Genomic DNA, 15,013 nt, shown 5'->3' on the forward strand with positions numbered 1-15,013 from the left:
CAGTGTAGATCCGGCATCCAGCTCGCTCAGCGCGCCTGAACGAAATCCCGGTCACCCAAGCACCGATTCCGCGGGCCGATGACCGCGATCTTCGCCGTACCGCGGGCGGCGAGCAACGCCAGCACGAAAACGGTGAGCGCGGTCCACCCCGATGAAGAACCGAGCCCCTCCTTCGCCATCAACAGGATCGCTACTCCAGCCACACAGACCAGGCTGCCGACCACAGCTCCACGAGCACCGGAGGCACCGACTCGCGCATCCCACCACGGCAGACGGCGATGCTCCAACGGCGACAGCAGTACGAACAGCACCACCATCACCACCACGAACACAGCGACCCGCAACGCCATCGCTCCCCAGAACCCCGGGCGGGCCGGGTCGACCGCGTCACTGCCCAGGTAATGCAGCGCCACAGCGGAGACACCGATCGCCGGAATGTGCCACAGGTAGAGCGTCATGGCGCCGACATTCCCGACCGCGACCGGATACCAGACCCGTGGGCTGCGGGCCCACCGCCCGATCACCGGAGCGGCCGCCACGAACAGCAGGCTCACCCACACGCAGTGCAGTCCGAGCAACAGCGTCGGCGGTGTCGTATTCGAGAAGCTCTCCCGGCCGGTCACCACCAGCGGCACGTCGTACGGGCCGGCGATCACGATCGCGACCGCGGCGCAGCACGCGACGGCCGCCCCGACCACCGCGGCCCGCACCAGAATCATCCCTCGCGCATACGCCACGCCGATCACCACCGGGATCAGCCAGACGACCAGGAAGTTCGGCACTCCCCAGGCGATCGCCCCGGTCGCGAGGCGAGCGGCGTCGAAACCGGCGGCCGCGGCCAGCAACACAACCGTGAGCGCTGAAAGGGCCCTCGCCCCTCCGCGCATCAACAGCGGCACGAAGGCCAGGACCAGCAGGTACACGCCGATGAACCACAGCAGCGCGACACTCTCCTGCCCCAGGCGCACCGCGCTGGTGTCCCCCGCCACCGCTCGAACCGCCACCAGCACCACCGACCAGAAGCCGAGATACCAGAAGACCGGCCGCGCGAGGCGTTGAGCGCGGCCGAGCAGCCACCCTCCCCACGCCGTGTCCGGCCGCAGGCCGTAGGCGGAGCTCGCCGCGCCGGCGAGGAAGAACAGGGGCATCACCTGCACGATCCAGGTGATGGGCTGGAGCGACGGCTGAACGCCGAGCACATTGCCCACCCAAACTCCGGATTCGGTGATCGTGGCGAGCAGCAGGACGCAGTGTCCGAACATCACCACCAGCAGACTGACGATGCGGGCGACGTCCACGGCGCGGTCACGGCCGGCCGGAGTACCGTCGATGACGGATGACCTCGTGGGTAGTAGCAACATGTCCACCATGCTTCCGGCCGAGACGCGGTAGCGGATGAGTAGTCCTACCCGGATCGGATAGGGACTCTAACCCCGATTCTGCACGCGTGAACTCGCGTACAGGCAGATCGACGCTGCGGTCGCCAGATTCAGTGACTCGGCGCGACCGCGGATCGGAATCGACACCCGGTGATCGGCGAATGCCTGCAGCTCACGGGAGAGCCCGTGCGCCTCGTTGCCGAACAGCCAGGCGGTGGGACCGGTCAGCAGCTCGTCGGCGTCATCGAGACTGACCTCACCGTCTGCGGCGGTCGCCAGAACCGTCAGGCCCGACTCCCGGAGCCCCGCGATCGCACCCATCGGATCGGACTCCTGCACGACGGGCAGATGGAACACCGAGCCAGCTGAGGACCGAACGACTTTGCCGTTCATCGGATCCACCGCCTCACCGGCCAGAACCACCGCGTCGGCGCCCACGGCGTCGGCGACCCGGATCACGGTGCCCGCATTACCCGGCTCGGAGGCGTCCACCGGGACGGCGACCAGGCGCGCGCCGACGGGCACCTGTGCCAGCGGCAGAGCCCGGCAGACCGCGACGATCCCGGGCGGGGTGACTGTGTCCGAGAGGCCGCGCATGGCGCGGTCGGTCACGTGTGCCACCGGACCGGTCAGCAGATGCGGGTACCGCAGCGCACCCTCCTCGGTGACGAACAGTTCGTCCACGAGTCCGGCGGCGAGTGCCGAGGTGACGGCATTCGATCCCTCTGCCAGGAACCGTCCGGCTTTACGCCGTCCGGCGGCGCGAAGGAGCTTGGATGCAGCAACGACCCGCGGGGTCCGCTCGGTGAAGAGCTGGTCCGCGGGTCGCTGCGAGTGCTGATTCAACCTCGGGGGTCGAATTACGCGGCGGGCGCGTTCACGTCGGCGGGGAGCGCCTTGCGGGCGATCTCGACGAGCGCGGTGAAGGCGGCGGCGTCCGAGACGGCGATCTCGGCGAGGTTCTTGCGGTCGACCTCGACACCGGCCAGCTTCAGGCCCTGGATCAGGCGGTTGTAGGTGATGTCGTTGGCCCGCGCAGCGGCGTTGATGCGGGTGATCCACAGCTTGCGGAAGTCACCCTTGCGCGCACGGCGATCGCGGTACGCGTAGGTCATCGAGTGGAGCTGCTGCTCCTTGGCCTTGCGGTAGAGGCGCGAACGCTGGCCGCGGTAGCCCTTCGACGCCTCGAGGATGGAACGACGCTTCTTCTGAGCGTTCACTGCGCGCTTGACGCGTGCCATAGGTCTTCAGTCCTTACGTGATGAAAAGTTCTAGCGGGTTTGCGGGGCGGCTTACTTGCCGAGCAGCTTCTTGACGCGACGCACGTCGGCCGGTGCGACCTCGGCCACACCGTCGAGGCGACGGGTCACGCGCGAGCTCTTGTGCTCGAGCAGGTGGCGGCGGCCGGCCTTCTGGCGGAGCACCTTGCCGCTACCGGAGAGCTTGAAGCGCTTCGCGGTACCGCTGTGGGACTTGTTCTTCGGCATGTTCTCGTCTCGTTTCTTCTGTGTTCTTCGACCGGATCGCGAGGGGAATCGCTATTCGGCCGCCGCCTCGGGCGCGGCGGGCCGCGCCGCCGGGGCTTCCTTGTCCTGCTGCGCCTTGGCGCGGGTCTTCGCACCCTTGTGCGGGGCGAGGACCATGGTCATGTTGCGTCCGTCCTGCTTGGCAGACGTCTCGACGAAGCCGTACTCGGCCACGTCCGCGCCCAGGCGCTGCAGGAGACGGAAACCCAGCTCCGGTCGTGACTGCTCACGACCGCGGAACATGATCGTGACCTTGACCTTCGAGCCCTGCTCCAGGAAGCGGACGACGTGCCCCTTCTTGGTCTCGTAGTCGTGGTCGTCGATCTTCGGGCGGAGCTTCTGCTCCTTGATCACGGTCAGCTGCTGGTTCTTGCGGGACTCGCGCTGCTTCTGCGCGGCCTCGTACTTGAACTTGCCGTAATCCATGATCTTGCACACGGGGGGACGGGCATTCGGTGCCACCTCGACCAGGTCGAGATCCGCCTCGTACGCCAGCTTGAGCGCATCTTCAACGCGCACGATCCCGACCTGCTCTCCGCCGGGACCGACAAGCCGGACCTCGGGAACGCGGATCTGACCGTTGGTGCGTGTCTCAGTGCTGATGGGGCCTCCTCAGTTAGGTGCTCGTGTTCTCGCCCGCGAGCGGTCTTGATGCAAAGACCGCTGCGCAGCCGAAGGCCCACCGAGCCCCACACAGCGAAAAGGCCCCGACCAGACGTTTCACGCCTGACGGGGCCCACACCGACCGATTCGAATGATCACACGGCATACGCCGACGATCATCCCTCCTCCTACGAGAAGGCCGCTACGGATCCACACGGAACCGTGACGGCGACCGGACCAGCCGACCATCAGTCGGCCTGGTGGGAGTGGACTCCACTTGCTGCCCCGGCGTGAAGCCGGAGCGGTCGCACATGACAGTGTAGCAGTCGTGAGTGAGAATCCGAATTCGCCGACGCCCGCCGACTCCGACGCCTCCCAGCCCGACAGCCTGGAACGACTCGTCGCGGAGTCACCGTCGATCGAGGTGATCTCGAGCGCCTGGATGCTCCTGATGAGCGCCGCGGCGGAGAAGCTGGGACTCACCGGCGACACCGAACAGGACGGATTCGACGCCCGCCAGAGCCCCCACTTCGATCTCGACGAGGCCCGGCGCCTGATCACCGCGCTGGCCGGACTGACGATGGCCTCCGTCGAATACCTGGGACCGCACGCGGGCCCCTACCGGGACGGCCTGAAGTCGGTTCAGCTCGCATTCCGCGAATACAGCAGTTACCCCGATGAACCGGGCCACGGTCCGGGCGAGAAATACACCGGACCGGTGTACGGATAACCCCTCAGGGTTACCCCTCATTTACACCCTGACCTGTGTAAACAGGTCTAGTGTTCTAGGTCACACCGGGCGTACCTTTCCGGTATGAAACGGATGAGATCGCTCGCGGCCGGCGTACTGGTCGCTGCAGGAGTAATGGCACCTCTGGGAACCATCACCGCCGCGACGGCGGCGGCGGCACCCACGCCGGCGGTGGCCCACCCCGGTCCCGGATGGTGCGAACCGGGCCGCTGGGTCGGCGGCTACTGGACACCGGGCCGCTGGCACCCCGGATGGTGGCAGGCCGGCTATTGGCGACCCGGATGGGTCGACCGGTGGGGCTGGCATCCCGGGTACTGGGTACAGCCGCAATGGCACCCCGGCTGGTACGAGCACGGCCGCTGGGTTCCCGGACGTTGGGAGCCGGGCCGCTGCTACCCGCACCGCTGAACCACGACAGTCCCCCGACCGAACGGGCGGGCCCTTCGGGTCGATTCCGACCGAAGGACCCGCCCTCTTCTCGTTCGCGTCGACGACGCTCGTCGTCAGGCGGCTTGCAGCGCCTTGATCCGGTCCGGACGGAACCCGGACCAATGGTCGACACCGTCGATCACGACCACCGGGGCCTGCAGGTGACCGAGGGCGAGGACGTACTCCCGAGCCTCCTCGTCGGCCATGATGTCGACCGAGGTGTACTCGACGCCCGCCTTGTCGAGAGCCCGATGGGTCGCCGTGCACTGGACGCAGGCGGGCTTGGTGTAGACGATCACGTTGCTCATACGAAAACCCTACATCTAGTGTCACAAGCGTGCAATTTGCACAATATGCTGTGGATTGTCCTGCACAGGCATGCACATCTCGTCCACCGTCGCTCCACAGCGGTGTCCCCAACCGGCCGACGCGCTGACGCGCCGGTTTCAGCGCCCATCCACAGACGGAGCGCACGAGGACATCGGTCCGGCCGGATCGGGACGTTCCCACAGGGGCCGGGGACGCTCGTCACGGGTTGCGCCCACGACCCGCGCCGTACGATCGGAAGCAGCGGGTGAGGTCGCCTCACCGCGCGATCGGAGGAAGCGATGACCAGCAACGCCGGCCCTTTCATCCTGGTTGGAATGGACGGTTCCGGAGCTGGTGATCAAGCGCTGCGATGGGCCGCTCAGGAAGCCGACCGGCGGGCGGTGTCCCTGATGATCGTCAACGTCTCCGATGTCGTCGGCCTGGGGCACATCCCCGCGTCGACGGTCGCCGAGGGCATGAGCGTCTTCGAGCGGATCGACGCGACCGGGCGCCGTGTTCTCGACGGTGCCGAACAACGTGTCAACCAGCACTTCCCCACCGTGCGCACGGTTACGGTGCGAAAGTCGGGAGCGCCCGCAGCGGTGCTGGCCGAACTCGGCGCCGACGCCCTGCTCACAGTGGTATGGGCGACGGGGCTGGGCGGCTTCGGCGAGTTCTTCCTGGGCAGCGTCGCGATGTCACTGGTGACCGACTGCCACTGCCCGGTCGCAGTGGTCCGGTCGAACCGCGACGGACAGGTTCCCGCCTCCGGTCCGGTCGTGCTCGGCGTGGACGCCGGTGACAGCAGCGAGGCTGCGGTCGCCTGGGCGTTCGATGAGGCCGCACGGCGCGGGGCGCCGTTGCTGGCCGTCCACGCATGGAGTGCCTCACTGGACGCCTACGCCCAGATGTACTCCACCGCGACCGGTATCGATTGGGAGGCGGAGGCGCAGGCCGAGGAGGCCCGGTTCGCGCAGCGCCTCGCCGGCTGGCAGGAGAAGTATCCGGACGTGTCGGTGATCCGCGAGCTGCGCGCCGGGAAGCCCGCCGACGTCGTCCTCGGGGATGCGCAGAACGCGCAGCTGGTGGTGGTCGGTAGCCGCGGCCACGGGAACGTGACCGGACTGATGTTCGGCTCCGTCAGCCGCGCCCTGATCCACCACGCACCGTGCCCGGTACTGGTGGCACGAAACCGGCACTGAGCGGCGACCGCGCTACTGCGCGAGAACCTCGGCCAGGAACTTGCCGGTGTAGGACTCCGCAGTGGCAGCCACCTGCTCGGGCGTCCCCTGCGCGACGACGGTGCCTCCGCCGCTACCTCCCTCGGGCCCCATATCGACGATCCAGTCGGCGGTCTTGATCACGTCCAGGTTGTGCTCGATCACGATCACCGAGTTGCCCTTGTCCACCAGTCCGTCCACCACCTGCAGCAGTTTGGCGATGTCCTCGAAATGCAATCCGGTAGTGGGTTCGTCGAGGATGTAGACGGTGCGGCCGTTCGACCGCTTCTGCAACTCGGCCGCGAGCTTCACGCGCTGCGCCTCTCCGCCGGAGAGCGTGGTCGCCGGCTGGCCCAGCCGGACGTATCCCAGCCCCACCTCCACGAGAGTCTTGAGGTAGCGGTGGATCGAGGTCACCGCCTCGAAGAACTCCGCCGCCTCCTCGATCGGCATGTCCAGCACCTGAGCGATGTTCTTGCCCTTGTAGTGCACCTCCAGCGTCTCACGGTTGTACCGGGCGCCGTGGCACACCTCGCACGGCACGTAGACGTCCGGCAGGAAGTTCATCTCGATCTTGATGGTGCCGTCGCCCGAGCACGCCTCGCAGCGTCCGCCCTTGACGTTGAATGAGAACCGTCCGGGCTGATAGCCGCGGACCTTCGCTTCGGTGGTGGCCGCGAACAGCGTGCGGATCTTGTCGAAGACACCGGTGTAGGTGGCCGGATTCGACCGTGGGGTGCGCCCGATCGGCGACTGATCGACCTGCACGAGCTTGTCCAGATCATCGAGTCCGGCGACGCGGCTGTGCCGTCCGGGAACCTGACGGGCGCCGTTGAGCTTGTTCGCCAGCACCGTCGCGAGGATGTCGTTGACCAGCGTGGACTTACCCGATCCGGAGACGCCCGTCACGGCGGTCAGCACGCCCAGCGGGAACGCCACATCGATGTTCTGCAGATTGTGTTCGCGTGCCCCGACCACCTTGAGCTGGCGCTTCTTGTCGATCGGCCGGCGCACCGCGGGCACCGGCAGCGCCCGCCGGCCGGACAGGTAGGCACCGGTGAGCGAGTCCTTGTTCTTGAGCAGCGCCTTGTAGGTGCCGCTGTGCACCACCTTGCCGCCGTGTTCACCGGCGTACGGACCGATGTCGACCACCCAGTCCGCGGTGCGAATGGTGTCCTCGTCGTGCTCGACCACGATCAGCGTGTTACCCAGGTCCCGCAACCTCACCAGGGTGTCGATCAACCTGCGGTTGTCTCGCTGGTGCAGGCCGATGGACGGCTCGTCGAGCACGTACAGCACCCCCGCGAGGCCGGATCCGATCTGCGTGGCGAGCCGGATACGCTGGGCTTCGCCTCCGGAGAGCGATCCCGCGGACCGCGACAGCGACAGGTACTCCAGACCGACGTCCAGCAGGAACGTGATCCGTGCCTGCACCTCTTTGAGCACGCGGCCGGCGATCGCCGCTTCGCGCGCGCCGAGTTTGAGGTCCGACAGGTAATCGGCGCAGTCCCCCACCGACATCGATGCCACGTCCGCGATCGACTTCTCTCCGAACCGGGGGTGATCGAGGGTGACGGAGAGGATCTCGGGCCGCAGCCGGGCTCCGGAGCACGCCGGACAGGGCACATCGCGCATGTAGCCCTCGTACCGCTCCTTCATCTGCTCCGACTCGGTGGATTCGAGCCGACGGTGCAGGAACGGCATGACGCCCTCGAACTCGGCGTAGTACGAGCGGGTGCGGCCGTACCGATTGCGGTACTTCACGTGCACCTGGTGCTCCGAACCCTCGATGACGGCCTTCCGCGCCTTCGCCGGCAGGTCCTTCCACGGGGTGTCGAGGTCGAACCCCAGGGCATCGCCGAGCCCCGAGAGGAGGCGCAGGAAGTACTCCGCGCTCTGCCCCGAGGACCACGGAGCGATCGCGCCGTCGGCGAGGGAGAGCAGCGGGTCCGGCACTACAAGCTCCGGATCGACCTCCTTGCGGATGCCGAGGCCGTCGCATTCCGGGCAGGCGCCGTAGGGCGAGTTGAACGAGAAGGCGCGCGGCTCCAGATCGTCGACCGCGATCGGGTGCCCGTTCGGGCAGGCCATGCGTTCGGAGAACCGGCGCTCGCGCTCGGGATCGTCCTCCTCCCGGTCGACGAAATCGAGCACGACGATGCCGTCCGCCAACCGCAGCGCGGTCTCGATCGAATCGGTCAGGCGCTGCTTCGCCGAGGACTTGACGGCGAGCCGGTCCACCACGACCTCGATGTCGTGCTTCTCCTGCTTCTTCAGCTTGGGAGGCTCGCTGAGCTGGTACACCACGCCGTCGATCCGGGCACGGGAGTAGCCCTGGGTCTGCAATTGGTTGAACAGGTCCACGAACTCGCCCTTGCGGGTGCGGACCACCGGCGCGAGCACCTGGAAGCGGGTGCCCTGGTCCATTTCCAGAACCTGATCCACGATCTGCTGCGGCGTCTGCCGGGCGATCACCGCACCGCATTCGGGGCAGTGCGGGGTGCCGGCGCGCGCGTACAGCAGACGCAGGTAGTCGTAGACCTCGGTGATGGTTCCGACCGTGGACCGCGGATTGCGGTTGGTCGATTTCTGGTCGATGGAGACTGCTGGTGAGAGTCCCTCGATGAAGTCGACGTCGGGCTTGTCCATCTGGCCGAGGAACTGCCGTGCGTAGGCGGACAGCGACTCGACGTACCGCCGCTGCCCCTCCGCGAAGATGGTGTCGAAGGCCAGGCTGGACTTCCCGGAACCGGAGAGACCGGTGAACACGATCAGGCTGTCGCGCGGGAGATCGACGTCGATCCCCCTCAGGTTGTGCTCACGCGCGCCGCGCACGATCAGGCGATCAGCCACCGTGTTCCTTCCGTCCGAGCTTGCAGGCCCACAGACGAGCCCGGATCAATGCTAGAGAACCCCTCCGACAGGTTTTCGGCGACGCGGTAGCGTGAGGCGCGTGACCACCACGATCAATCAGATCTCCGTCGGCGGTATGGACAACAACGTGTACTTCGTCGGTGATTCCAGCGGGCGCACCGTCCTGATCGACGCCGCGAACGAGGCGGAGCGGATCCTCGACCTCGCGCGGGAGAACGGCGGCGTGGAGCTGATCGTCACCACACACCGGCACCTCGATCACTGGTACGCGCTCGCACAGGTGCGTGAGGGGCTGGGGGTCCCGGCCGCGGCCGGCGTCAACGACGCCGAGGGCATCGACGCGCCGACCGACCGCACCCTGTCCGACGGTGAGGTGCTCACCGTCGGTGACCTGGTCTTCGATGTGATCGAGCTGGTCGGGCACACCCCCGGGTCGATCGCGCTGGCGCTGCGCCCGGAATTCGACGGTGCCCCGGTGCACCTGTTCACCGGTGACAGCCTGTTCCCCGGCGGTGTCGGAAAGACCGCGACCCCAGAGGACTTCGACAGCCTCATCAGCGGTGTCACCGAGAAGCTCTTCGACCGCTACGGGGACGACACCGTCGTGCATCCCGGGCACGGCGCGGGCACCACCCTGGGTGCCGAGCGTCCGCAGTTGGCGCGGTGGCGCGAACGCGGTTGGTGATCGGCACCTCGTCGGCGTACACCGCGGGCGGCGGCGAACCCGGCGCAGATCATGGACAATGGACGGCCTGATTCATCGCTGCCGTCCACGAGGAGTCCCGTGACCACAGACGCCGTCGATCCCCTGCTCGCGGAGGAGCAGGCTCACCTCGATCGCGTGTACGCCCGGATCGACGCGATGCGCGCGACCGCGCATCGTCGGCGCGCCGACAACCTGCAGGAGACCGGGGAGAACCCGCAGGAGATCTCCGAACGGGACTCGTACCACCAGCTCTACACCGACGACCTCGCGAAGTTCGACGCCGCCGAGAACAACCTGTACTTCGGTCGGCTCGATATGACCGACGCCGCCACCGGCCCCGATACGGTGCGCCGGATCGGGCGGATCGGTGTCCTCGACGACGACGAGGACCTCTCCACGTTGCTCCTCGACTGGCGCGCCCCCTTGGCTCGGCCGTTCTACCTCGCCACGCCCGCCCAGCCGGAGGGTGTGCAGGTGCGCCGGCACGTGCGGACCCGCGGCCGCGACCTGACCAACGTGGTCGCCGAGCGGCTCACCTTCACCGAAGCCGCTTCCGACGGTGTCGGGGGCGGTCTGGGCTCGAACGTCGCCGGTGAATCCGCCCTGGTCGACGCACTCAACCGGGCCCGCACGGGCCAGATGACCGACATCGTCGAGACCATCCAGCGGGAGCAGGACTCGGTCATCCGGTCCGAGCATCGTGGGGTGCTCGTGGTGCAGGGCGGTCCGGGCACCGGCAAGACCGCCGTCGCACTGCATCGCGCCGCTTACCTGCTGTACACGTACCGCCAGAACCTCTCCCGCACCGGCGTCCTGATCGTCGGCCCGAACGAGACCTTCCTCAACTACATCAGCCAGGTGCTGCCCAGCCTGGGCGAGACCGGTGTGCTGCTGAGCACGATCGGCGATCTGTTCCCCGGCGTGAACGCCACCGTCGCTGACTCCGCGGCCGCCACCCGACTCAAGGGCTCGACCGACATGGTCGAGGTGATGAAGCAGGCGGTGCGCGGCTGGCAGAGCGTCCCGGACCAGCCGATCGTGCTCAGGTTCGACGGCTACCCACTCACCCTGGACCGCAAACTCGCCACCCGTGCGCGCGGCCGGGCACGATCGTCACGCCGGCCGCACAACACCGCCCGGGCGATCTTCCGGCAATCGGCGCTCGACGCTCTCGCGGCGCAGCACGCCGCGACGATCGGCTCGTCGGTGGTGGACGACACGATGCTCCTCTCGCGCACCGATCTGTCCGACATCCGCGACGAGCTCGCGCAGGACCGTGAGGTACTCGGCGCGCTCGATCAGCTGTGGCCGGCGCTCACACCGCAACGAGTGCTCACCGAGCTGTGGCGCGATCCGGACCGTCTGGAGCAGGCCGCGCCGGATCTGAGGGACGACGACCGTGCGGAACTGCGCCGGGCCCCGGCCACCGGTGCCGACGGTAAGCCGGTGTTCTCCGCCGCGGACGCGCCCCTGTTGGACGAGATCGCCGAACTGCTCGGTGACGACGACCCCGAGGCGGACGAGGCCGAGCGGCAGTGGCGCCAACGCCTGGAGGAGGCGCAGGAAGCGCTGGACATCCTCACCGGCTCGGCGCCGCAGGACCTCGACGACGAGTTCGACGCCGAGATCCTGATGGCGTACGACCTGATCGACGCGGAACAGCTGGCGCAGCGACAGACGGTCCGCGAGTTCAACACCACCGCCGATCGCGCCCGGGACGATCGCACCTGGACCTTCGGACACATCATCGTCGACGAGGCGCAGGAACTGTCCGCGATGGCTTGGCGAATGTTGATGCGGCGCAGCCCGAACCGCTGGATGACGCTGGTCGGCGATACCGCGCAGACCGGCGATGTGGCGGGAAGCACCAGCTGGAAAACAGCGCTCGATCCCTACGTGCCGGGACGCTTCCGGGTATCGGAACTGACGGTGAACTACCGCACGCCGAAGGAGATCATGGACCTCGCGGCGGACGTGCTGGCGGAGATCGACCCGGCGCTCTCGCCGCCGACCTCGGTGCGTTCCGGTGCACGGGCGCCACGGCTGGTCACCGTCGACGGCGAACAGCCGCTGGTGGAAGCGATACGCGGCGAATTACCGCCCGACGACGACCGCCTCACGGCAGTACTCGCGCCGTCGGAGCTGGTGGCGCCGCTGCGCCGCCTGACGGCGCCGAACGTGCGCGTGATGAGCGTCCGGGACTCGAAGGGCCTGGAGTTCGATCACGTGATCGTGGTGGAGCCGGGGCTGATCGTGGGCGCACCCGCAGAGGTCGAGTTCGATCGGGGCCTGAGGGATCTGTACGTGGCACTGACGCGAGCGACCCAGACGTTGACCGTGGTCACGTCCGGGCCGCTACCGCGCTCTCTGCGCGCCCTGGGTTCCGCCGGATGAACCCGCGCGCCTGACGCACTGGTGACCGCGGAACCTCCCCGCTGAGTACTACGTGGTGTGGACGATGAGGATGTCCACCGAGGTCTTGCGAGCGGCGTCCGAGGGCACGGATCCCAGCAGGCGTCCGGTCAGCGAGTTCATCCCCTTGTTGCCCACCACCAGCAACGCCGGCTCGGGCTGGGCCTTCACCAGATCCAGCAGCGCATCGACCGGCTGGCCCTTGATGGCCCGCTTCTCGATGTTCTTCGCACCCGCCTTGAGGGCACGTCCCTCGGCGGTGCGCAGCATGTCGTTGACCGGGTTCGCACCCTGCAACTGGTAAGCCTCGGCACCGAGGATGTCCGCGGCGGCGGGATCGGCGCCCTCGCTGGGCAGGAACGCGCACGCGATCACCAGCTTGCCGTCGCCGGTCAGGGAAGCGGCCCGCTCCACAGCGCGCAGCGACGATTCCGAACCGTCCGTGCCGACGACGATCGTGCTGTAACCACTCATCGAGTTCCCTCTTTCTCTAGATTCCGCTCGCTAGATTCCTCTAGTGGACGTCCGCAGTACGGGTAACGGACATATCATCCGACACAATAACCCCACCCCGGCTGGGAACAATCGGTTTGCGGCAGGGAACACATCCATGCCCTGACCGAACTGCACGGCCGGGTCACTGCAGGCCAGCGGCATCCATTCCTCGCAGTTCCTTCTTCAAGTCAGCGATCTCGTCCCGAATGCGACCGGCCAGCTCGAACTGCAACTCGCGCGCCGCGTTCATCATCTGGTCGGTGAGCTCAGCGATCAAGCCGGCCAGTTCGGCACGCGGCATGGAAGTGACGTCCTCGCCCTCGTAGACCCCGGAGCTTCCCGATGCCGGCCGCAACTCCCCCTGTGCCCGCCGTCCGCGGCTGGCATTGCGACCCGATCCGCCGATGGCCTGCTCGGTGTCGTCGGCCTCGGTGTACACCTGGTCAAGGATGTCGGCGATCTTCTTGCGCAGGGGTTTCGGATCGACACCCATTTCGGTGTTGTACGCGATCTGCTTCTCCCGGCGGCGTTCGGTCTCCTCGATCGCGACCCGCATCGATTCGGTCACCTTGTCGGCGTACATGTGCACCTCACCGGAGACGTTGCGCGCCGCTCGGCCGATGGTCTGGATCAGGGAAGTGGTCGAACGCAGGAATCCCTCCTTGTCGGCGTCGAGGATCGCGACCAGGGAGACCTCCGGAAGATCCAGGCCCTCTCGCAACAGGTTGATGCCCACCAGCACGTCGTATTCGCCGAGCCGCAGTTGCCGCAGTAGTTCCACACGGCGCAGGGTGTCGATATCGCTGTGCAGGTACCGCACCCGGATCCCGGCTTCCAGCAGGTAGTCGGTCAGGTCCTCGGCCATCTTCTTGGTGAGGGTGGTCACCAGGACCCGCTCATCTCTACCGGTGCGGTCGCGGATCTCGTGGATCAGGTCGTCGATCTGCCCCTTGGTGGGTTTGATCACCACCTGCGGATCCACCAGACCGGTGGGGCGGATCACCTGCTCGACGAACTCACCGCCGGTCTGCCCGAGCTCGTAGGAGCCGGGGGTGGCAGATAGATAGACGGTCTGCCCCACTCGCTCGGTGAACTCCTCCCAGGTGAGCGGTCGGTTGTCCACCGCGGAGGGCAGCCGGAAACCGAAATCGACGAGGTTGCGCTTGCGGGAGGTATCGCCCTCGTACATCGCCCCGATCTGCGGGACGGTGACATGCGACTCGTCGATCACCAGGAGGAAGTCCTCCGGGAAGTAGTCGAGCAGGGTCGCCGGCGCCGAACCCGCCTCCCGTCCGTCGATGTGCCGGCTGTAGTTCTCGATACCGGAGCAGAAACCGACTTGGCGCATCATCTCCACGTCGTACTGGGTGCGCATCCGCAGCCGCTGGGCTTCGAGGAGCTTGCCCTGCCGTTCGAACTCGGCGAGCCGGTCCTCGAGCTCCTTCTCAATCCCCTCGATCGCACGCGTCATCCGCTCCGGACCGGCCACGTAGTGCGTGGCCGGGAAGATCCGCAGGTCGTCCACTTGACGGACCACGTCACCGGTGAGCGGATGCAGGTAGTACAGCGCCTCCACCTCGTCGCCGAAGAACTCGATCCGGATGGCGAGCTCCTCATAGGAGGGGATGATCTCGACGGTGTCGCCGCGCACCCGGAAGGTGCCGCGGGTGAAGGCGGTGTCGTTGCGGTTGTACTGCACGTCCACGAGCAGCCGCAGCAGCGCGTCACGATCGACCTCCATGCCGACTTCCAGCTGCACCGACCTGTCCAGGTAGCTCTGCGGGGTGCCGAGACCGTAGATGCACGACACCGAGGCGACCACCACCACATCGCGACGGGACAGCAACGACGAGGTGGCGGAGTGACGCAGCCGCTCCACATCGTCGTTGATCGAGGAGTCCTTCTCGATGTAGGTGTCGGTCTGCGCGATGTACGCCTCGGGTTGGTAGTAGTCGTAGTACGAGACGAAGTATTCGACGGCGTTGTTGGGCAGCATCGCGCGCAGTTCGTTCGCCAGCTGCGCGGCGAGGGTCTTGTTCGGCGCCATGACCAGTGTGGGCCGCTGCACCTTCTCGATCAGCCAGGCCGTGGTGGCGGACTTTCCGGTGCCGGTGGCACCGAGCAGGACTACATCGCGCTCCCCCGCCTTGAGCCTGCTCTCCAAGCTCGCGATGGCGGTGGGCTGATCACCTGCGGGCTCGTACTCACTGACCACGGTGAACTCGGCCGGAGCCCGTTCGATCTCTCCGATCGGCCGGTGCTCGGAGTGCGCCACCACCGGTTGTTCTGCCGCGAATGCCATGTCACCA

At 67.2% G+C, this 15,013-nt stretch carries 14 protein-coding genes; 5 read left to right on the plus strand and 9 right to left on the minus strand.

Annotation, left to right across the window (positions count from 1 at the left end; translation table 11 throughout):
• Positions 1 to 26: 26 nt before the first annotated feature.
• From ACYVHG_RS13155 to infC, 5 genes are read right to left on the minus strand one after another with little or no spacing between them, the layout of a single operon-like run.
• Entirely contained in the window at positions 27 to 1,370 is a 1,344-nt protein-coding gene (locus tag ACYVHG_RS13155; protein ID WP_461167919.1) for an acyltransferase family protein, read from the minus strand.
• Positions 1,371 to 1,427: 57 nt separating this feature from the next.
• On the minus strand, positions 1,428 to 2,225 hold the full coding sequence (locus tag ACYVHG_RS13160) for a TrmH family RNA methyltransferase (RefSeq protein ID WP_461167920.1): 798 nt from the start codon (positions 2,223 to 2,225) through the stop codon (positions 1,428 to 1,430).
• Between the two features lie 14 nt (positions 2,226 to 2,239).
• Positions 2,240 to 2,620, minus strand: a complete 381-nt coding sequence (gene rplT, locus ACYVHG_RS13165; protein WP_461167921.1) for a 50S ribosomal protein L20 — start codon at positions 2,618 to 2,620, stop codon at positions 2,240 to 2,242.
• Positions 2,621 to 2,671: 51 nt separating this feature from the next.
• The gene (gene rpmI, locus ACYVHG_RS13170) at positions 2,672 to 2,866 is read right to left on the minus strand and encodes a 50S ribosomal protein L35 (RefSeq protein WP_461167922.1); all 195 of its coding nucleotides are present in this window, start codon (positions 2,864 to 2,866) and stop codon (positions 2,672 to 2,674) included.
• Between the two features lie 51 nt (positions 2,867 to 2,917).
• Positions 2,918 to 3,508, minus strand: a complete 591-nt coding sequence (gene infC, locus ACYVHG_RS13175; protein WP_461168019.1) for a translation initiation factor IF-3 — start codon at positions 3,506 to 3,508, stop codon at positions 2,918 to 2,920.
• Between the two features lie 328 nt (positions 3,509 to 3,836).
• On the opposite strand from infC, the gene ACYVHG_RS13180 reads away from it, so the two are divergent.
• Both ACYVHG_RS13180 and ACYVHG_RS13185 read left to right on the plus strand, forming a co-directional pair.
• Positions 3,837 to 4,238 (plus strand): recombinase RecA, encoded by a 402-nt coding sequence (locus ACYVHG_RS13180; RefSeq protein ID WP_461167923.1) that lies wholly within the window; start codon positions 3,837 to 3,839, stop codon positions 4,236 to 4,238.
• 84 nt (positions 4,239 to 4,322) lie between these two features.
• Complete coding sequence (locus ACYVHG_RS13185) at positions 4,323 to 4,667, plus strand: hypothetical protein (protein WP_461167924.1); 345 nt, start codon at positions 4,323 to 4,325, stop codon at positions 4,665 to 4,667.
• A 95-nt stretch (positions 4,668 to 4,762) separates the two neighbouring features.
• On the opposite strand, the gene nrdH is transcribed toward ACYVHG_RS13185, so the two are convergent.
• Positions 4,763 to 4,996 carry a glutaredoxin-like protein NrdH gene (nrdH, locus tag ACYVHG_RS13190; protein WP_461167925.1) on the minus strand — a complete coding sequence of 78 codons (234 nt, stop codon included), beginning with the start codon at positions 4,994 to 4,996 and terminating at the stop codon, positions 4,763 to 4,765.
• 300 nt (positions 4,997 to 5,296) lie between these two features.
• On the opposite strand from nrdH, the gene ACYVHG_RS13195 reads away from it, so the two are divergent.
• The gene (locus tag ACYVHG_RS13195; RefSeq protein ID WP_461167926.1) at positions 5,297 to 6,199 is read left to right on the plus strand and encodes a universal stress protein; all 903 of its coding nucleotides are present in this window, start codon (positions 5,297 to 5,299) and stop codon (positions 6,197 to 6,199) included.
• Positions 6,200 to 6,211: 12 nt separating this feature from the next.
• Here the strand turns inward: ACYVHG_RS13195 and uvrA are convergent, their stop codons facing one another.
• Positions 6,212 to 9,070 (minus strand): excinuclease ABC subunit UvrA, encoded by a 2,859-nt coding sequence (uvrA, locus tag ACYVHG_RS13200; protein WP_461167927.1) that lies wholly within the window; start codon positions 9,068 to 9,070, stop codon positions 6,212 to 6,214.
• A 91-nt stretch (positions 9,071 to 9,161) separates the two neighbouring features.
• Between uvrA and ACYVHG_RS13205 the strand changes: the two genes are divergently transcribed.
• Positions 9,162 to 9,776, plus strand: a complete 615-nt coding sequence (locus tag ACYVHG_RS13205) for an MBL fold metallo-hydrolase (RefSeq protein WP_461167928.1) — start codon at positions 9,162 to 9,164, stop codon at positions 9,774 to 9,776.
• A 51-nt stretch (positions 9,777 to 9,827) separates the two neighbouring features.
• A complete protein-coding gene (locus ACYVHG_RS13210; protein WP_461167929.1) occupies positions 9,828 to 12,191 on the plus strand; it encodes a HelD family protein in 2,364 nt (787 codons plus the stop codon).
• A gap of 48 nt (positions 12,192 to 12,239) precedes the next feature.
• On the opposite strand, the gene ACYVHG_RS13215 is transcribed toward ACYVHG_RS13210, so the two are convergent.
• Both ACYVHG_RS13215 and uvrB read right to left on the minus strand, forming a co-directional pair.
• Entirely contained in the window at positions 12,240 to 12,683 is a 444-nt protein-coding gene (locus tag ACYVHG_RS13215) for a universal stress protein (protein WP_461167930.1), read from the minus strand.
• Between the two features lie 163 nt (positions 12,684 to 12,846).
• Positions 12,847 to 15,006 (minus strand): excinuclease ABC subunit UvrB, encoded by a 2,160-nt coding sequence (gene uvrB, locus ACYVHG_RS13220; protein WP_461167931.1) that lies wholly within the window; start codon positions 15,004 to 15,006, stop codon positions 12,847 to 12,849.
• Positions 15,007 to 15,013: the final 7 nt, after the last annotated feature.

Source organism: Tsukamurella serpentis (genome assembly GCF_054780975.1).